This is a genomic window from Paenibacillus luteus (assembly GCF_006542765.1).
Classification (GTDB): Bacteria; Bacillota; Bacilli; order Paenibacillales; family Paenibacillaceae; genus Pristimantibacillus; species Pristimantibacillus luteus.
In genome coordinates, this window is the sequence record NZ_SKCD01000004.1 from 82,254 (window position 1) to 99,518 (window position 17,265).

21 protein-coding genes and 1 other annotated feature are annotated in these 17,265 nt (G+C 45.8%); of the genes, 8 read left to right on the forward strand and 13 right to left on the reverse strand.

Features of this window, described 5'->3' with window-relative positions; translation table 11 throughout:
* Positions 1-15: 15 nt before the first annotated feature.
* A complete protein-coding gene (gene cyoE, locus E0496_RS03045) occupies positions 16-873 on the reverse strand; it encodes a heme o synthase (protein WP_141500175.1) in 858 nt (285 codons plus the stop codon).
* A 261-nt stretch (positions 874-1,134) separates the two neighbouring features.
* Between cyoE and E0496_RS03050 the strand changes: the two genes are divergently transcribed.
* On the forward strand, positions 1,135-1,557 hold the full coding sequence (locus tag E0496_RS03050; protein ID WP_141500177.1) for a cell wall hydrolase: 423 nt from the start codon (positions 1,135-1,137) through the stop codon (positions 1,555-1,557).
* Positions 1,558-1,597: 40 nt separating this feature from the next.
* Complete coding sequence (gerQ, locus tag E0496_RS03055) at positions 1,598-2,155, forward strand: spore coat protein GerQ (protein WP_141500178.1); 558 nt, start codon at positions 1,598-1,600, stop codon at positions 2,153-2,155.
* Here the strand turns inward: gerQ and E0496_RS03060 are convergent.
* Positions 2,145-2,453: a hypothetical protein gene (locus E0496_RS03060; RefSeq protein ID WP_141500180.1), complete on the reverse strand. Its 309-nt coding sequence runs from the start codon at positions 2,451-2,453 to the stop codon at positions 2,145-2,147. The two genes, gerQ and E0496_RS03060, sit on opposite strands and share 11 nt — an antisense overlap.
* Before the next feature lie 90 nt (positions 2,454-2,543).
* On the opposite strand from E0496_RS03060, the gene E0496_RS03065 reads away from it, so the two are divergent.
* Complete coding sequence (locus E0496_RS03065; RefSeq protein ID WP_141500181.1) at positions 2,544-3,530, forward strand: metal-dependent hydrolase; 987 nt, start codon at positions 2,544-2,546, stop codon at positions 3,528-3,530.
* Between the two features lie 130 nt (positions 3,531-3,660).
* On the opposite strand, the gene E0496_RS03070 is transcribed toward E0496_RS03065, so the two are convergent.
* Complete coding sequence (locus tag E0496_RS03070; protein ID WP_139991969.1) at positions 3,661-3,876, reverse strand: alpha/beta-type small acid-soluble spore protein; 216 nt, start codon at positions 3,874-3,876, stop codon at positions 3,661-3,663.
* Positions 3,877-4,009: 133 nt separating this feature from the next.
* Here E0496_RS03070 and E0496_RS35490 point away from each other — a divergent pair, with 133 nt between their 5' ends.
* Positions 4,010-4,186 carry a DUF5325 family protein gene (locus E0496_RS35490; RefSeq protein WP_161601292.1) on the forward strand — a complete coding sequence of 59 codons (177 nt, stop codon included), beginning with the start codon at positions 4,010-4,012 and terminating at the stop codon, positions 4,184-4,186.
* A gap of 33 nt (positions 4,187-4,219) precedes the next feature.
* On the opposite strand, the gene trpS is transcribed toward E0496_RS35490, so the two are convergent.
* Positions 4,220-5,209 carry a tryptophan--tRNA ligase gene (gene trpS, locus E0496_RS03075; RefSeq protein WP_141500183.1) on the reverse strand — a complete coding sequence of 330 codons (990 nt, stop codon included), beginning with the start codon at positions 5,207-5,209 and terminating at the stop codon, positions 4,220-4,222.
* A 73-nt stretch (positions 5,210-5,282) separates the two neighbouring features.
* Positions 5,283-5,541, reverse strand: a binding site (T-box leader).
* Between the two features lie 178 nt (positions 5,542-5,719).
* On the opposite strand from trpS, the gene E0496_RS03080 reads away from it, so the two are divergent.
* Positions 5,720-6,682, forward strand: a complete 963-nt coding sequence (locus E0496_RS03080) for a permease (protein WP_241674538.1) — start codon at positions 5,720-5,722, stop codon at positions 6,680-6,682.
* Positions 6,679-7,590, forward strand: a complete 912-nt coding sequence (locus tag E0496_RS03085) for a TIGR03943 family putative permease subunit (RefSeq protein ID WP_141500186.1) — start codon at positions 6,679-6,681, stop codon at positions 7,588-7,590. The genes E0496_RS03080 and E0496_RS03085 overlap by 4 nt, the downstream gene beginning before the upstream one ends.
* Before the next feature lie 51 nt (positions 7,591-7,641).
* On the opposite strand, the gene E0496_RS03090 is transcribed toward E0496_RS03085, so the two are convergent.
* Positions 7,642-8,046 carry an O-methyltransferase gene (locus E0496_RS03090; RefSeq protein ID WP_141500187.1) on the reverse strand — a complete coding sequence of 135 codons (405 nt, stop codon included), beginning with the start codon at positions 8,044-8,046 and terminating at the stop codon, positions 7,642-7,644.
* A 514-nt stretch (positions 8,047-8,560) separates the two neighbouring features.
* Between E0496_RS03090 and E0496_RS03095 the strand changes: the two genes are divergently transcribed.
* A complete protein-coding gene (locus tag E0496_RS03095; protein ID WP_141500189.1) occupies positions 8,561-9,826 on the forward strand; it encodes a methyl-accepting chemotaxis protein in 1,266 nt (421 codons plus the stop codon).
* Positions 9,827-9,902: 76 nt separating this feature from the next.
* Here E0496_RS03095 and E0496_RS03100 read toward each other — a convergent pair whose 3' ends face one another.
* Together E0496_RS03100 and E0496_RS03105 are read right to left on the reverse strand one after the other, a co-directional pair.
* Complete coding sequence (locus E0496_RS03100; RefSeq protein ID WP_241674540.1) at positions 9,903-10,718, reverse strand: (2Fe-2S)-binding protein; 816 nt, start codon at positions 10,716-10,718, stop codon at positions 9,903-9,905.
* A 76-nt stretch (positions 10,719-10,794) separates the two neighbouring features.
* A complete protein-coding gene (locus E0496_RS03105; protein WP_141500191.1) occupies positions 10,795-11,688 on the reverse strand; it encodes a fumarylacetoacetate hydrolase family protein in 894 nt (297 codons plus the stop codon).
* Positions 11,689-11,838: 150 nt separating this feature from the next.
* Here E0496_RS03105 and E0496_RS03110 point away from each other — a divergent pair, with 150 nt between their 5' ends.
* Complete coding sequence (locus E0496_RS03110) at positions 11,839-12,663, forward strand: polysaccharide deacetylase family protein (protein ID WP_141500192.1); 825 nt, start codon at positions 11,839-11,841, stop codon at positions 12,661-12,663.
* Between the two features lie 64 nt (positions 12,664-12,727).
* Here E0496_RS03110 and E0496_RS03115 read toward each other — a convergent pair whose 3' ends face one another.
* From E0496_RS03115 to E0496_RS03140, 6 genes are all read right to left on the reverse strand, one after another.
* A complete protein-coding gene (locus tag E0496_RS03115; RefSeq protein ID WP_141500193.1) occupies positions 12,728-13,372 on the reverse strand; it encodes a 3D domain-containing protein in 645 nt (214 codons plus the stop codon).
* 123 nt (positions 13,373-13,495) lie between these two features.
* The gene (locus tag E0496_RS03120; RefSeq protein ID WP_141500195.1) at positions 13,496-14,326 is read right to left on the reverse strand and encodes a CAP domain-containing protein; all 831 of its coding nucleotides are present in this window, start codon (positions 14,324-14,326) and stop codon (positions 13,496-13,498) included.
* A gap of 233 nt (positions 14,327-14,559) precedes the next feature.
* On the reverse strand, positions 14,560-15,246 hold the full coding sequence (locus E0496_RS03125) for a peptidoglycan recognition protein family protein (RefSeq protein WP_141500197.1): 687 nt from the start codon (positions 15,244-15,246) through the stop codon (positions 14,560-14,562).
* Between the two features lie 143 nt (positions 15,247-15,389).
* Complete coding sequence (locus tag E0496_RS03130; RefSeq protein ID WP_141500199.1) at positions 15,390-16,286, reverse strand: DUF4097 family beta strand repeat-containing protein; 897 nt, start codon at positions 16,284-16,286, stop codon at positions 15,390-15,392.
* Complete coding sequence (locus tag E0496_RS03135) at positions 16,283-16,840, reverse strand: HAAS signaling domain-containing protein (RefSeq protein WP_141500200.1); 558 nt, start codon at positions 16,838-16,840, stop codon at positions 16,283-16,285. The genes E0496_RS03130 and E0496_RS03135 overlap by 4 nt, the downstream gene beginning before the upstream one ends.
* Positions 16,837-17,157: a PadR family transcriptional regulator gene (locus E0496_RS03140; protein WP_139992009.1), complete on the reverse strand. Its 321-nt coding sequence runs from the start codon at positions 17,155-17,157 to the stop codon at positions 16,837-16,839. Before E0496_RS03140 ends, E0496_RS03135 begins: the two co-directional genes overlap by 4 nt.
* Positions 17,158-17,265: the final 108 nt, after the last annotated feature.

The window sequence follows — 17,265 nt, forward strand, 5'->3', positions numbered from 1 at the left end:
TCCTCAAAAAATTGCTTAAGATCCTGTCGTATTCAAAATCATAACTAAAAAGATAACCATCAAATAATTAACTGAAATAAGAAAATTTGTTTTTGCCCATTTTTCCGTGTCCTTAGCGCCTGTCCCACGCAGCGTATGAACTAGCCATACGAGTCCGCCAACAACCGAGATAATTAAGAAATAAATGCCTACATAACCATACGTGTAAAAGAAGATTCCCGTTGGCAGAAGCAGTACAATATAGGGAATCATTTGCAGCTTCGTCCGTTTAATTCCTTTAACGACAGGCAATAATGGGAAGCCTGCCTCGCGGTATTCCTCTACTCTGCGAATTGCCAGCGACCAGAAATGAGCCGGCTGCCATAAGAACAATAGGGCAAACAAAATCCACGCACCTGCATCAACCTCGTTCGTTACAGCACAATAGCCGATAACCGGCGGCATCGCCCCCGATATTCCCCCTACCGATGTGCTCCAAGTCGATGTACGTTTCAACCACATCGTATAAATGACAATGTATACGAACCATCCGAGCAGGCCAAGCCAGCCCGATAGCGGATTGACAAGCAAAAACAAAATAAGCAAACCAACGATTCCCAAAGTAATGCCGTAAGCCAATACGGTCCCCGGCTGCATGCGGCCGGTAGGCAGAGCACGGTCTTTCGTCCGCTCCATTTTCAAATCAAGCTCCCGGTCCCAATAATTATTAATTACGGTAGCTGAGGCAATTGTTAAGGTTGATCCAATGAGCGCCCATAGGAGCAGCATGAAGTCAACGTTCCATTTAGAAGCGACCAAAAAACCACCTAGTGCAGCAAACACATTAAGTCGAAGTAGCCGCGGTTTTGTCAATGCAATTAAGTCTTTCAGCACGAAGCGAGCCTCCCAAGTTATGCGACAAGACGCCTGATACGTCTATCATCCATTGATGAATCGTTCTTAATCATACCGAAAAAAGGTTGCGATGACAACGTTCGACGGCTTTGTTCATCATTTTGCCACGCAAATTGTGACAAATCATTTAGTAACCAATTGGCTGGGCGCAGAGTACACTGACTATGTAGTTTGATGCCCAGATGAATCAGCGCATCAAACCTCTCAACAGTATGCGAAGGGAAGTGACCCATCCAGTCTATGGCAGTCATTAAAACCAACTCCGAGGATACTAAAATGCTGGCCCGCCTTATGCGTGCCGAAGCTGAGGGCGAAGGTGAGCTCGGAATGCTGATGGTTGGCAATGTTGGCGTAAATCGCGTCCGCGGCAATTGCCTGGACTTCAGAAATATCCGCTCCATCCCGGATATGGTGTACCAAAGCCCTGGCGGGTTCGAGGCAATCACAAAAGGTTATTTCTATCAGAGCGCACGGGACAAAGATATCCGCTTAGCCCAAAGGATTATTAATGGAGAGCGCCAGCATCCTGCTTCCAATGCTCTATGGTTTTTCCGTCCGGCAGGCGACTGCCCTGACACTTGGTATGACCAATCCAACAGCGGAAGATACAAGGCCCACTGCTTCTTCATTCCAACGCAGGAGGATTGCCCTTCCGTTTATTAAAATCAATTATTTCTAATGTGTGAAAGCGAGGAATTTCAACATGTCTAATGGTTATGGCTACAAAAATCAGGTAAGTCCCGCAAATACAGGTCCAAACCAAGGCTACGGCCAAGGCGGCTACGGTCACTATAGTTATCCAATGGGCATGCAGCAGCAGCCAATGGCTATGCAGCAAGCTACCACATTCCCTGCTTTCCAGGCGCAAGCTCCACAAATGATGCCGCCAATGGTTCCGAGCGGTTCATTTATTACGCCATCAGGGGGCAATATCGTTACACTCCCCGCTGTTGAGGAATCCTATGTAGAAAACATATTGCGTCTTAATCGCGGCAAGATGGCGACTTTCTACATGACATATGAAAACAACCGTGAGTGGAACGCTAAAATTTTCAAAGGCATTATTGAGGCTGCCGGTCGCGATCATATCATTATCAGTGATCCTTCGACTGGTATGCGTTACTTACTCTTAACGCTCAATCTTGATTATGTGACCTTCGACGAGCCAATCGCTTATGAATATCCGTTTCAAGGCGGCGTCGTAAGCTCCTCAACACCACTTGGAACGGCAACCCTGGGCACGGTCAATTCTAGCCGTTAATTTCCTTGACTCCGCCATGATGCGCCGGTTTAAAGGTCCAGATATGCATTTTTGCCGCACCTCCAACGATCCACTCCGATATGCGAAACCAAGAAGAACGCTCCCCGCAGCGTTCTTTTTTTATTTGCTCCGCTTCCTCGAACGTTGCAGCGTTCCACACCTCCACGAACAAGCCTGGCTGATCTGTTCCTTCATATAAATAGAGGTTAGACACGCCTTTGAGCAGTTCGCTTGTGTACGCCAAATATTGCTCCCGCCTTTGCGGCACTATACGGTATTCTGCAAAACAGATATACATTTCCCTTCAGTCTCCTTTGGTTGGTATTGATAAAGTTCCCTTTCTCCGTCGATACTAAACGTGACCATTATGAATACAGGAGGAATGGACTTGGATACTGGCACACATCTCGTCATGGGCATTGGCCTCGCCGGACTTGCAGCCGTCGATCCTATCGTTGCAGCAGATACATCGATTCATACCGCTGTATTGCTCGGTACAGTAATCGGATCGCAGGCTCCGGACTTGGACGGGCTGCTGCGATTAAAAGGGAACGCGGTCTACATTCGCAATCATCGCGGAATTTCCCATTCTCTGCCTGCCATTGCTATTTGGACTTTATTAATAACCGGCATTCTGCAGCTCTTTTACCGTGGCTCCTTGCCATGGCTTCATATAGGTGGCTGGGTGCTGCTTGCCGTATGCGTCCACGTGTTTACGGATTTATTTAATACGTATGGCACGCAAGCGATGAGGCCTTTTACAGAAAAGTGGATTTCGTGGAATATCATCCATATTTTTGATCCCATTATTTTCACGGCACATGTCATAGCTATTTTACTGTGGGCAGGCGGCTTCGTAAATCCTGCATTTCTGTTTCCTCTGATGTATTTGTTCCTAGCCGCCTATTTCGTATGGCGAACATTGACGGCTAGAAGCACCGTCCAGAGAATGAAGAAGCTTGATGACGAATTTGAAGAAGGCGATGTTTACATCGCGATCCCAACGATCTCCTTGTCTGTATGGAATATTGTGAAGCAAGCAAAAAGCGGTGGCTTCGTCATTGGCAATTTGCGCGGCAGCACTTTAAAATGGCTGGACAGAGTCCAGTGCTCTGAGCATCCGGCCGTAGCCAAATCCAAAAGTGATCCTGCGATTCGCTCCTTTTTATATTTTACAAGCTTTGCTTGTGCTGACGTTCGGGAACATCATTGGGGCTTTGAAGTGAGATGGTGCGACGTTCGATATCGTCACCGCAAGCAATATCCTTTCGTTGGCGTGCTTCTCATGAATAAGAAATACGAGACGATCGGTTCTTATGTTGGTTGGTTAAGCGACGAGCGTTTGATGAAGAGACTTCGCATGGATACTTATTGATATTGACGCGGGAAAGCCCTTGGCGCAAAATAGAAGGGGCTTTCTTTTTTTTGAGGTTAATCGTGCTTAAACAGCAAAGAAACCCAAGGCATGCCTTGGGCTTCAATTCTTCATTGTGTATTAGTAGTAATTAGCGGTTGCCGCCAGAAAGCTGTTGTTCAGCAATTTGGACTAGCTTTTTCGTAATGTAGCCACCAAGGGAGCCTGCATCGCGAGTTGAAACGTTACCGTAGTAACCATCTTGAGGAATTTGCACGCCCAGCTCTTGTGCTGCCTCAAGTTTCATTTGTTGTAGTGCTTGGTTTGCTTGTGGTACAACGAGTTGATTGCTTCTGCTTCCTGCCATAATGTATTGCTCCTTTCGTCCTCTGCACTTTGATGTGTGTTGCAAGCTTGCAAACTTATTATGTGCACGGTCACAGAAACTATTCTTAAATCTAAAAAAATATATTGACGATTTGTGAAGGAGAGAAAATACCATGTCCAAACCGCTTTCTTTGTTCTTCTCTGTGCTAGCCATTCTCTTTATGAGCGCGATGGCTGTCTCCATTAGTTATAGTGGCTGGCTGGTATTGTTATTCGGGTTGCTTAGTCTTTTCACCATAGGAGCAGGCTTCATTGTGAAGGCGCGCTTGCGAAGAAAAAAACAAGGCTGACGCAAGCGTCAGCCTTGTTTCTTCAAGTATCTATTATGCACGGGGTGCAAGAAAGCCCATAAGCTCTTTCACTTCAGCAAGCGTACGATCTGCAATAACAGAAGCACGCTCAGCCCCTTGTTTCAAAATCTGATGAATCTCGCCCGAGCTGCGAATCTCATGATACCTAGCTTGCAGCGGCTCAATAACCGAAACAACATGCTCTGCAAGCTCCTTTTTGAACGGCCCATAGCCTTGCCCCTCATAACGAGCCTCTATTTCTTCAATACTCATGTTGGCACAATGCGAATAGATGCTGATCAGATTGCTGACTTCCGGCTTGTTCGCAGGATCATATTTAACTTCACGGCCCGAATCAGTCGTCGCCCGGCTGATTTTTTTGCGGATAACATCCGGTGGATCAAGCAAAGCAATAAAGCTGCCCACATTCGGATTGCTTTTGCTCATTTTTTTGCTGGCATCGTCGAGAGACATCACTCTGGCGCCAACCTTTGGAATATATGGCTCTGGAAGCGTGAAGTAGTTGCCAAATCTTGTATTAAAGCGGTGCGCCAGATCGCGAGTCAGCTCCAAATGCTGCTTCTGATCGTCGCCTACAGGCACGAGGTCTGCATTATAGACCAAAATATCGGCCGCCATCAGCGTTGGATAAACGAATAAGCCTGCGCCAACCGAATCTTTGCCTGACGATTTATCCTTGAACTGCGTCATTCTTTCCAGCTCGCCCATATTGGCAAGCGTCGTAAACAACCAGCCAAGCTCCGCATGGGCCCTCACATGAGATTGAACGAATACATTGGCTTTCAGCGGATCAATGCCCGCTGCGATAAACAAAGCGGCTACCGCCTCCGTCTGCTCTCTCAGCGCAGCAGGCTCCTGAGGAACCGAGATTGCATGAAGATCTACAACCATAAAGAAACATTCCTCCGTATGCTGCAGCTTTACGAAGTTTTGCATGGCTCCGATATAGTTTCCGAGTGTAAGCTGTCCGCTTGGCTGAATGCCGGAAAGTACCTTTTTCATTTTGATTCTACCCCTTTTCATCCTTAATTTCTGGACTAGCCAGCTTATAAAAAAACGCAAAAAATCCCCCGCCGCAAGGGACGAGGGACCGTGGTGCCACCCTAATTCGCTTATGGAACGCTTGTTATAGCAAAGCGCTTGTTCATCCATAAGCCTTGATGCTCCGTAACGGGGAGCTGCCGTACAAACATATAAAGGAGGCGTATGGCCGTCCGTTTCCGCATGTAGGCTCCGGGCCCCATTCAGCATCGATGCTTGCACCGGTTCGCACCATCCACCGGCTCTCTGCACGCAAAACAATCGAGCTTACTTATTCCCATCATTGCATTTAAAACGATTATACCTTTGTGAAACATAAAGTCAAGCGGATAAAAATTTGTCCTATTGTAAGGTGTACAAGCATACGCTATACTGATAATCGTAATCTTTACAATGAAGAGAGGGTATTACACTATGCGCAAATTTTCATTTCGCTTCGTTACTCCCCTAATAGCCGCGGGATGTCTAGTCATGCTGGCTCTTATCTTAACGAACCGAGAGCTTCCCGCACATCTTTTCAGCGGTGCCAATCTGCAATCGTTCAAGATATTATTCATAAGCATCATATTAGAGGCTTTTCCCTTTATATTGCTTGGTGTCGTTTTCTCGGCTCTGCTTCAGGTGTTTGTCACCGATGCTATGATAAAAAAATTCACCCCCAAAAATCCCATTGCCGGCGTTCTATTCGGCGCCTTGCTCGGACTGCTTTTCCCTTTATGCGAGTGCGGCATGATCCCCGTTGTCCGCCGCCTAATCCGCAAAGGAATGCCTGCTTACATAGGTATCGTTTATTTATTGGCCGGTCCCATCGTCAACCCTATCGTTTATGCTTCGACGTTCACAGCCTTCAGGACGACACCGGCTATGGCTTACTCCAGAATGGGACTAGCTTTTGCCGTTTCCGTCATTGTCGGCTTGCTGCTTTACAAGTTCATGCGCACGAGCCCTCTAAAATCAGCGACTCATACAAGGTTTGCCCCTCACGGGCATTCGCATAGTCATGATCACGATTCAGCTGGCAAGCGCTTCAGGAGCCGTGTCGCTTCCATTCTCTCTCATGCTTCAGACGAGTTTTTCGAAATGGGCAAGTATTTAATAATTGGCGCTCTTCTAACAGCCGTGCTCCAGACCATCATTGACCGCAGCACCCTGACTGCGTTTGCTGACCAGCCCTTATTTTCATATTTGTTTATGATGGGTTTTGCTTTTATATTATCGATCTGCTCCACCTCTGATGCTTTTATCGCGTCGTCATTTAGCGGAATGTTCGATTTCGGTCCACTGCTTGCCTTTCTCGTGTTCGGACCAATGATCGATCTCAAAAATACGCTCATGCTGCTGACTACGTTCCGTGTTAAGTTTGTATTGATCCTTATTGCTTTAACCGCAGGCCTGACCTTGGTTGGTGCCTGGATCATGGAGGTATTGCTATGACACATCATCTCATTCGAGCAGCCATCTTGACCGGATTTGCCATGTTTATCGTCTACTTGGACCGCACTGGAGAAATGATGCTTTATATCGCGCCCAGAATGGAGCTTTATGTTAAACTCTCGGCAATAGGGCTATATGCCGCAGCCATTTACCAGGTCTATGCTGCTTTGCAAAAACGGATTGGCCAAGCCTCTCCGGCGTGTGATTGCGAGCATGATCCCTCGCCGTCCGTCTTCAAAAACATCATCATTTATGGGCTGTTTATATTTCCTTTACTGCTTGGGTTTCTCGTGCCCACAGGAACGCTTGGCAGTGCGCTTGCCTCCAAAAAAGGGGTGAGTCTCACGGGAATCATCGGATATGAGCGAACATCCGCTCCAAGCCCGTTAGCTCCAAAAGATGAAGCTTCAATAGCGGTGTCTCCTGTACCTGCACTGCAGCCCGAAGCGACCACCCAAGATCCATTGGTTGCGCTATTTCCATATGACGAATATACAGAAGCCCACGCGGCATACGGGAAGAAGCTATATAGGCAATCGCTTATCACCGTTCCTGAGAAACAGTTTATCGAAACCTTAACAACACTTGACCTGTACCGTGAAGCGTTTATGGGCAAAGAGATTGAAATTACAGGTTTTGTCTATCGTGAAGAAGAAATGGGCCATGAGCGCCTTGCCGTCAGCCGCTTTGCCATGAACTGCTGCTCTGCGGATGCGCTTCCTTACGGTTTAATGATCATTTGGCCAAAAGCGATAGATTATGCCGAAGATGAATGGATCTCTGTGAGAGGAACCTTGACCACCTCCACTTACATGGATAATGAAATCATCACGTTAGAGGTCGTCAAAATCGAGCGCATCCAAGCGCCTGAATCACCCTACGTGTATCCCGATCTGGATTTTGGCTGAGCAATAAAGGAGGAGCTGGCACCAAGTGCCAGCTCCTCCTTTGCTGCAAGTCTATTGTGAATCCCATAAATCATTTTTTCTCGGATAATAGCGTGAGTTCCAGTTAGCCATATTGTAATTAGACTCAAACAAAATGCTTGCTGACCATGAATTGGCACTCGCTCTTACTGAGAAATCATAAAGAATTTCGCCATGCGTCCAATCCTTCCGATACCTCAGGGATTCGATCGCCATTTGCTTGAAGGCTTGTACCTGCGCTCCTGTCAATCCTTTATCCACGCTCTCAAACTTTCCGTTTTTGCTCTCAATCGGATGATGCCTGACGCCAAACTTCCCCACCGCATTATTTCTGATATGAATTAACACAGTGCCCGCTGTCGCATTAGTCAGTTCTCCCTCGAGCTGTCGAAACACAAATTCCACTTGCCGGGTAAGTGATGACGAATCCATTTGCATACTAATTATCCTCCTTTATGATTTTTTGGATATGAGTTTCCAATTATCCCTCAACGCATATTATATAGTTCATTTCTATCATTTTCAACAAATAATTTAATAACATTTTTAAAAATTTATTATAATTCGACACAAAAATTTTATTAATTTACTTACTTTTACATAATTAAATAGAGACTTAGATTCTATTAAGCTAAAATTGAATCTTTTGTCGTATGTTTCAACAACCGTATTTATAATCTAAATCCCCGTCTTCGAAATCACGACTTTTGACGTAGGTTTAAAGATAGATTAGATTACAATATTCTAATTACAGTATATAAACAATATATAATCTCTTAACGGTAATGGTATCATTTTCTAATTAGTGTTACACCGAAAAACGGTTTAGTATTTTCCGAAAAGCCGCTTGCGGTCCGTCATTTATATTTATTTTTTATGAAACGACAATTATAGACCAATTTCGCGACGGGTGCTATAATATGGATATTCTAATAAAAGGAGCGCTTACATAATGATCCAATGGTACTATTCGCTTTCCGTGCGCAATAAGCTGCTGATCACTTCTTATCTTAATTTAGCGGTGTTTGCCCTCATTATGCTTTTCATTTTATCCGTATCAGGTGGCTCGCTCATTGCTGGTATTGTTGTTACAATCATTATGGCCATCCTTACTCTCCCGTTTGTTTCATTCATTGAGAGATCCATCAACAACTCCTTTGATGAAATTAAAGGAACGGCGCTTCGGATTTCCAAAGGTGATTTCACGCAAAAAATTGATACAAGCTCATCATCCGCGCTAGGCGAGCTCGGACATTCCTTTAACAGCATGATCGATAAGCTTCGCGATATCCTAACGGAGACAAGCAGCATCATCCGTCATGTATCGGATACCAGTCACAGCATTTTTGACAAAAACAATAATATTCAAATAGCCATGCAGCAGGTAGCTGCGAGCGCCAATGAGCTTGCGACGGGTGCAAATGAAATTTCTGAAGATGTCTCGGACATGAGCGAATCCATTACCGAGATCGAAGAGAAAGTATCTGACTACGCTACCTCCACCAAAGAGATGAATACGCGTTCGGAGCAGACTCTACAGCTCGTAGACAAAGGCATGAAAGCACTAGACGTCCAAGCAGACGGCATGCGCCGCAACGTAGAGGCAACGGAGAAGGTTTCTGCAACGATCGAGGAGCTTGCCCGCAAAGCGAAAGGCATAAGCGCAATTACGACAACGATTTCAGATATTGCTGAACAGACGAACCTTCTGTCACTGAACGCCTCTATTGAAGCAGCTAGGGCTGGCGAGCATGGCCGCGGCTTCGCAGTAGTCGCTCAGGAAGTCCGTAAGCTAGCAGAGGAATCCAGCGCGTCGACCAAAGAAGTGTTTAATTTGGTTAAAAGCATCGATGAAGGCATCAAACAAACCATTACCAACATGAAAACCAACGAAGAGGTTGTAAAGCTGCAGACGGAGCATATTAAAGAATCAGAGATGGTATTCTCGGAAATCGTCCAAAGCGTACAATTTATTACGGACAAAATCTTTGTTTTCTCTCAGGAGAGCGATGTTATGCTTGAGAGCGCGCGTAAAATTTCTGGCGCTATACAAAATATATCCGCCATTACACAGCAATCAGCTGCGGGTACCGAACAGGTGTCAGCGTCCATGAACGAACAGATCGCTTCCGTTCAGGCCGTTGTAGAGGAGACGGAGCGGATGCGCACAATGGCCGCACAATTGCTCAGAACCATTAGCGTTTTCAAAATGAAATAATCTATAACAATAAAAAAAGACCACGCTCTCACGCAGAAATAATGCGAAAAGAGGTGGTCTTTTTGTCGTTATCCCCTTATTTAGCTTGCTGCTCTGCTCTGTATTCTGCGCGCCTTTTGTCACGCTCAGCTTCTTTCAACCGTGGGCAAGTATAGCAGTAGTAGCCGCCGTCAACCAAATAGTACAGGCAGCAAGCTGCTTTCATCCGCACCTGCTTATCAGGGGATGCCAGTGACTCAGTCATACGGATTTTGATGTTAAACGGATTTTTGCTTCTGCCAAATACAGCACCGTCCATTGCCTTCACAATACCGTAGTTTCTCGTCGCCTGCTCCTTAACCGACTCACATTCATCGGATTCCATCAACCTCTCATACCCGTACTCAAGCGAGGTGGGGATCTGGCTCCACAGCATGCCCACTTGCAAAGTGCCTACTTTCGCAATCGTCTCAAAAACCGGTCGCAACGTCTGCGAGATAAAGCTGCCGAGCTTCTCTTCCGCCCAGGCGGTCTGCTCTAGTGGGTCGTCAGGTCCAGCATGAAGCTCCAAACGATTCAGCAGAAAGTTAGTTGCATAATATTCATGGCCATTATAAGATGCTTTATACATTTGAACCGTTAGATTATCCAATGAGAGATCAGCTGTTTTATTCCATGCAGATAACATATAAAGAAGTCCAAGGATAGGCCCTCTAAACCAGCCGGTCATATATACCTCTCCAACGGATGGATCCGTCCCTTTGACAAGAGGCGTGTAAAGTTCTAATAACTGCTTTATTTTGATCTCATCGGTCAATTCAGCAGCTGGACAGCTAAACACAGGACTCTCTTGCTTTTTGACCGTTAGATCAAAATCATTTTCCAGCTTTTCCAGCATGGATTCATTCAGCACCTCGCACGTCCCCTCATTTCTTCCCCTGTACAATGAATAACAATTGTATTAATTATACATTGGCCGACAATGATTATCAATGAGAGTCAACCATGGTGATCGTCAGCTCGCCAAGCTGCTCAATCTCTACAGTGACCACATCGCCTGCTTTCAAATAGACGCGCTCATCTCTTGGATACCCGATTACTACGCCTTCTGGCGTTCCGGTCATAATGATATCGCCTGGCACTAGAGTCATGTGCTTCGAGATATAGCTGATAATGGCCCGACACGAGAATATCATATCCGCTGTGTTGGAATGCTGTTTACGGATACCGTTAACAGTGCAAGCGATCGTTAGAGCATCTGGATCGATCACTTCATCAGCAGTTACGATATAAGGTCCGATAGGCGCGAAGCCGTCGCAGCTTTTGCCAAGCATCCACTGCGAGGTGCGACGCTGCAGGTTTCGTGCAGATAAATCATTAGCACAGCTGTATCCGAAGACATAGTCTAGCGCGTCCGACTCCTCGACGTCCTTAGCCGTTTTGCCTATGACAATCGTAAGCTCCGCTTCATAATCGACCTCGTTACTCTTAGTTGGAAGCTTCACAGCATGACCGTGTCCGGTAAGCGCATTCGCAAATTTATTGAATAAGATTGGCGACGTTGGAATATCCGCCTTCGTTTCCTCTGCATGCTTGCGGTAATTGAGACCTACGCAAATGATTTTCTGCGGAGTGGAGACGACAGGAGCAAAGGAAATTGTTCTCTCCTCCATCACGCATGTATGACCATGCATAGCGCTAACAGCTCTCACAATCAAGCCTAGTTGAGCCAACGCCTCAGTCCCGCCTTCAATTAAACCTTCCATCGTTGCTGGGACAGGCAAGCCTGTAGCCAGTGAGGCTGCTTCAACATTAATAATACCCTGTTCCGTTTTGATGCCCAATTTCACTTGATTCTTTTCCTTATATTGCAGCAGCTTCATCTTATGCTCTCCTTTGAATGGAAATAAGAAAATATTGTTCTTTCATTATCTTAAGCTCGTCCTTTTTCAATGTAAAGCGCATGATTAGGCGCCGTTTGGTTAAAATAGCGGCACAGAAATTTTATTATGAAGGATAAGGATGGATGTGGTATGTGGAATGCAACACGAAAAAAATGGCTTCCGATGATGACCACCGCTTTATTAGGTTGTTTACTGCTTAATGTGCACGCAGATTCCGCTGCGGCATCTTCCGACACGCATATGCAACGGCAGATTAAACCCGCAGCAGAAGCGAAAAAACAAAGAGCAGCCGATATGTCATGGGTAAAGCTGCACAAGCAATTTCCAAATGCTTTCCTCCTGAATGGACCTCGCCATGCCAGAAGAGTCGCTCTAACATTCGATGATGCTCCCGACTCCAAATATACGCCTGCCATCTTAGATGTGCTTGCCGAACATCACGTTTGTGCTACTTTTTTTGTTGTTGGAACACGTGCCGCCAAATATCCGGCAATGGTAAAGCGAATACATAATGAAGGGCATGTGATCGGCAACCACTCTTACAATCACGCGGTTTTGTCGACATTAACCTTAACCAATTATAAAAAACAAATTGGGAAAACCGATACCATTATCAAAAATATCATTGGTTACTCTCCTCATTTTATCCGGCCGCCCTATGGCGAAATGCTGCCGCAGCAAATCAGATGGAGCGAGCAGGCTGGTTATACCATCGTCAATTGGGATGTCGACTCCGTGGATTGGAAAAACAACCCTAGCAGTGCAGCTGTTCTGAAAAACATAAAAAAAACGCTGCAGCCTGGCTCTATCGTCCTTCAGCATGCCGGTGGTGGAAACGGCCAAAATCTATCCGGCACGCTAAACGCTTTGCCAAAGCTTATTTACTTGCTTAAAAGCAAAGGGTATGAGCTTGTCACCCTGCCTGAGCTAGTTGGCCAGTCAGCCGCGCGGTAAGCAGCCTACACAAAAAAACGTTAACTCGCTGCTTTGCGCGAATTAACGTTTTTTTAATACAAGCCTATTCCAGAACGAATACTTTTACATTTTGAATGCCGAACGACATCGCTTGGCTGGATACGCCTGGTACAAATATATCAATACGGTTGCCTTTGATCGATCCGCCGATATCGGTTGCCGTAGCAACCATACCGCCTTGAGGCAATCCGTTATAGTCATAGCCGGTAACATAAAGCTTAGTTCCTAAAGGAATCATTTTGGGATCAACTGCAATTGTTCCTACTTTAAGCTTGTCCCCAAAATAGTCAACCGCTCCCCACTTGCCGTTCTCTGAAGCGGCAGAGGTATATGCCGTAGCTTGTACGATAAGTGCTTTGGAGTAAGCGTATTCTTTACCATTCATGGCAGTAACCGTTTTGGAGTCATCCGCTTCAGCTGTTTTTGCCGTAACCGTTTTTTGTACAGCAGAAGCATCAGCTGCAGCAGTTGGAATCGTAAGCTTCAGGCCTTTATACAAGTTAAGTGGATCAATCTTTGGATTAGCTTTCATTAGCGTGTCCAAAGGCAAATTATATTGTTTGGATAAATTCCAGAATGTATCATTGTCTTTCGTTGTATGTGTTTGGGAAGCCGCACTGACCGTTCCTGCTGCCATCATGACGGATAATCCGATAACTGCTGCAGCTACATTACGTTTTTTAAACATTAAGGTAAATCCTCCTATGCTATTCCGAAGTTTCACAACTTCGGCAGCGTTTTTGTCAAAAAAAATGGTTAAGGGCGACATGCGCCCTTAACGTTCGAGCTTCATCCAATGAGAGTCGGTAAACTAGCCTGTAAATTCTTGAACCCACTCGCCGTTTACATAACCAACGCCGATTTTAGTAAAGTTTTGGCTAAGAATGTTTGCACGGTGACCTGCGCTGTTCATCCATGCTGTCATTACTTCTTGTGGCGTACGTTGACCCGAAGCTATGTTCTCACCTGCATAGGAATAAGTGACGCCGAATGAGCGCATCATATCAAATGGAGAGCCGTATGTTGGTGAAGTATGACTGAAATAGTTGTTATCGTCCATGTCTTTCGCTTTTGCTGTAGCTACTTTAGTCAGCAGCGCATCCGTCTTCAAAGCCGCTAGACCTGCTTTCGCACGCTCTTGATTCACAAGTGTAACCACTTGGGATTGATACTCGCTCATAGACCCGGTATCCGTGCTGCCAGAGCCTGTGTTGCCTGTTGTAGATCCATTGCCTGTGCTGCCTCCAGTACTAGGCTTTGTCGTAGTACCAGTACCTGTGCTTGGTTTCGTTACTGTACCGGAGCCTGTACCCGTGCTTGGTTTCGTTACTGTACCAGAGCCTGTACCCGTGCTTGGTTTCGTTACTGTACCAGAGCCTGTTCCTGTGCTCGGGTTCGTTGTGCCTGTGTTGCCGCCTGTTGATGGAAATTGAATAGTTCCGCCGTTTAGCAGCTTACTAAGATCTATGCCATAACGATCTGCAATCTGTTGGATTGTATCTTGGCTAAGTGTAAAGGCTTGGATGTTGGAGTAGGTTTTCACAGCCGGTGCTGCACCTGCCGTTGGAGCCGTAAACCCTGTACCGATTACTGTTGCTGCGATTAGGCTGGCGACACCTACACGTATTGGTTGCATCTTCATGAATAATTCCTCCTAATAAGATAAGTTTTTTTATACAAAGCGACTGACGACTGATGATGATTCTAGCAGCGCATTCGTTTTGTTAGCGTGTTGTTCTTCCTGACGCCACTTATCTTACCATGGGGTTTTGGCCGTTTCATGACACAAAAACTGGTAACCTACTGAAAACAGCTAGCAAAACAGCACTGCTACTGCATTGTGAGAATATGCTCATCAACGATTTTGGACGAATATTAGAGTTGACCACTGGCTTTTCGCAGCTCATTCGCCAAGCGGTGAATCTCATCACGCTCAGCTTTTGTAGCCGCCGCGAACCATGCAGGAGACAGCCATTTAGCTATAATTTTATTGGCGTCGTTTGGATTCATCTCGACCTCCCTCCAATCGCGAACAAGCTCTAGAAAGGCCGGTTTACTTACGCTGCTTCCCGGACAAGTTTTGCCTGGATTCATTTCGCGATGGAACTTGATCTGGCTCTCAGGAAGCTTCCACAGCGCAGCAATGCTGCTTGTCAGCTTAACGGCCGTAGCCAGCTGAGTTCCTTCAAGCTTCTCCGCCCCCACATCAAAATTTCCGATCATCTCGAACATAAACGGATGAATCCGGTCATCATCCGAATCGTTGTAGCCTACTGCCGAAGCAGGAGCTTGAAGCAGAGATCGGCCTTCCCAAATGTATCCGTCCGGATCAATGGTCGCGTGCTGGGCGATATCTCCCCAATTTTGCGTAATGGCATGAAACCTCCACATCGCTTGGATGATCTTAATCTTATCGGTTGCTTTGCGGTAATCCGCAATCGTCGGTTTCCAGGTCCCGTGCACATGAACCTGCGAGAACTTGACCTTTGTCAGGTAGGGCTTCAGATAATCCATATATTCCGCATAGGTGAATCTACGGAAGTTTTTGCGTTCAACAGCCATTTTGCATCGCTTCCTTTCGGGAAAACCTCTCTTATAGCATATGCTGCGTGCTGAGTGCCGAAACGGCAGATACACAAAAAAGCAGGCTATGGAATTTCCCACAGCCCGCTTCTTTAACCTGAATAAACTTATAATTGTCTAACTTATCGTTTACCTAGCTTTATGTTTCCGGTATCCGACTCCAATTCGATCTGAAGGTCTCCGCCGCCAATCACTCGTTTTACATTACTTTTCGAGTCACTGCTCTCCGACAATCCCTCCCACTCAATTTGAGTTTTCCCGATCTCCTTATTAATTAAAATGGTTGCCGATGTCGGCTGTTTATCAACGTTGATCGTAATATTTCCAGTATCCGTGCTAATCGCTATATCATTTTTCAGCTCTGCTGCTTCTACGCGCACATTGCCAGTATCCGTCTCTCCCTGAAGCGTTCCTGTTCCGTCTTCGAGCTTCACGTTGCCTGTATTGGTTTCGAATTGAATATCAGAAACCGTATAATTAGATACTTTCAGGTCACCCGTGTCGGATTTCAGCGAGAGCTTCTTGGCTTCCAATTGACCGATCGCAATGTTTCCGGTATCTGTCTCAAGCTCTAAGTTAGCTGCATTCAGCTTATTGATGTTAATTTTCCCGGTGTCGGTTTCAGCCTGAAAGTTGTCCCACAGCTTCTCTGGCAGCTCGATGGTCATATGCAAGTTTACGATGGATATGCCAAACGAAAAAAACTGATTTTTCGTATTGCTTTTTATATAAAGGGAATCACCTTTCGTTTCCGCGGTAAATATGATTTTATCCATCAGTTTTTTCGAAACGTTGCCCTCCAGGCGCAGCTTTACTTCATTAGAGGTACCCTGTACATACGTTAGGTCAAAGGTGTCCGTTTCCGTATAGATGGACTTTATAGCGGTCGCATCGATCGATTTTTCCTGTAAATAAGGATCGCCTTTCAATTTAACGAAATCATTTTTATCAAATACAAAGAAGGCACAAATCACTCCGATGCCAAGCAATATAAGAGCAAGAGCAGCAAGCTTTTTCATTTATTATTCCCCCTGATGATTCTGGTGTTGAATTTCAAATATTTTAAAGTCATTTTGTAGAAGGCACCCGTAAGGGCCTTCAAACCGATCACCAGCAGGATCGTCAAGGCACTGATAATTAATCCGATGGTTAGAGCCTGAGGAATCGTAAAGGTATCATTCAACCAGCTTTCCACAATAACTCCTACGCTCGCAATCCCCATAGCGACAGCAGAGACCCAGAGCGCAAGCAGAACAGCAGCCAAGGCTAGATAAGGGCCCAGTATGAAGATGACATTAAATAATCCGAGGCTCACCGTCGAAAAGACGGCTTTAGAAAGCTTGCCAAAGCTGCTATTCGATTCGGCCTGGTTAACCCGGTAACCTAACAGAAGCTCATTAGCGATGATTTTGGGGTCGCCTAGCTCCCGAGCAGCATCCTCTTCGCTTTGTCCGTTCTCAACGGCAAGCTGAAAGTGGATGTAATAATCGTATAACCATTCCTTGCGCTGCGCTTCTGGGATTACCTTAAGCATGCCTTCCAGCTCCAGCATATACCGATCTCTTGTCGTCATGGCTTTAGTCCTTCCTCTACAATTTCATTTACGGCCTGGGTAAAATTTTCCCATTCCGCAATTAAGTTTCTCATATGATTCCAGCCATCCGGCGTCAAATGATAATATTTACGCGGAGGGCCTTCTGTCGATTCCTTCAAATAAGTCGAGAAATAGCCATCCTGCGTCAATCTGCTCAGCAGCGGATAAACGCTGCCAACGGCTACTTCAAATTTTTCAGAAATTTTCACTGCCAGCTCATAGCCGTAACGGTCACCTCGTGTTGCTAGCACAAGCACGCATATTTCAAGTACGCCCTTTTTAAATTGGATGTTCATTCCTTGTCCTCCAGTAATGAAGTGAAACCTATGCGGCTCGCATCCTGCGATATAAAGCATAGTTCACTATTCACCATTATAGTATAGCGGGGCATCGTGATTTGCTGT

Bases quoted from the DNA above. Each gene is read 5' to 3' on its own strand.
- E0496_RS03085 (WP_141500186.1), top strand. From the start codon at position 6,679: ATGACACATCATCTCATTCGAGCAGCCATCTTGACCGGATTTGCCATG.
- E0496_RS03110 (WP_141500192.1), top strand. From the start codon at position 11,839: ATGTGGAATGCAACACGAAAAAAATGGCTTCCGATGATGACCACCGCT.
- E0496_RS03130 (WP_141500199.1), bottom strand. From the start codon at position 16,286: ATGAAAAAGCTTGCTGCTCTTGCTCTTATATTGCTTGGCATCGGAGTG.
- E0496_RS03120 (WP_141500195.1), bottom strand. From the start codon at position 14,326: ATGAAGATGCAACCAATACGTGTAGGTGTCGCCAGCCTAATCGCAGCA.
- E0496_RS03135 (WP_141500200.1), bottom strand. From the start codon at position 16,840: ATGACGACAAGAGATCGGTATATGCTGGAGCTGGAAGGCATGCTTAAG.
- E0496_RS03070 (WP_139991969.1), bottom strand. From the start codon at position 3,876: ATGGCAGGAAGCAGAAGCAATCAACTCGTTGTACCACAAGCAAACCAA.
- E0496_RS03125 (WP_141500197.1), bottom strand. From the start codon at position 15,246: ATGGCTGTTGAACGCAAAAACTTCCGTAGATTCACCTATGCGGAATAT.
- trpS (WP_141500183.1), bottom strand. From the start codon at position 5,209: ATGAAAAAGGTACTTTCCGGCATTCAGCCAAGCGGACAGCTTACACTC.
- E0496_RS03080 (WP_241674538.1), top strand. From the start codon at position 5,720: ATGCTGGCTCTTATCTTAACGAACCGAGAGCTTCCCGCACATCTTTTC.
- E0496_RS03090 (WP_141500187.1), bottom strand. From the start codon at position 8,046: ATGCAAATGGATTCGTCATCACTTACCCGGCAAGTGGAATTTGTGTTT.
- E0496_RS03050 (WP_141500177.1), top strand. From the start codon at position 1,135: ATGGCAGTCATTAAAACCAACTCCGAGGATACTAAAATGCTGGCCCGC.
- E0496_RS03115 (WP_141500193.1), bottom strand. From the start codon at position 13,372: ATGTTTAAAAAACGTAATGTAGCTGCAGCAGTTATCGGATTATCCGTC.
- gerQ (WP_141500178.1), top strand. From the start codon at position 1,598: ATGTCTAATGGTTATGGCTACAAAAATCAGGTAAGTCCCGCAAATACA.
- E0496_RS03060 (WP_141500180.1), bottom strand. From the start codon at position 2,453: ATGTATATCTGTTTTGCAGAATACCGTATAGTGCCGCAAAGGCGGGAG.
- E0496_RS03140 (WP_139992009.1), bottom strand. From the start codon at position 17,157: ATGAACATCCAATTTAAAAAGGGCGTACTTGAAATATGCGTGCTTGTG.
- E0496_RS03095 (WP_141500189.1), top strand. From the start codon at position 8,561: ATGATCCAATGGTACTATTCGCTTTCCGTGCGCAATAAGCTGCTGATC.
- E0496_RS03105 (WP_141500191.1), bottom strand. From the start codon at position 11,688: ATGAAGCTGCTGCAATATAAGGAAAAGAATCAAGTGAAATTGGGCATC.
- E0496_RS35490 (WP_161601292.1), top strand. From the start codon at position 4,010: ATGTCCAAACCGCTTTCTTTGTTCTTCTCTGTGCTAGCCATTCTCTTT.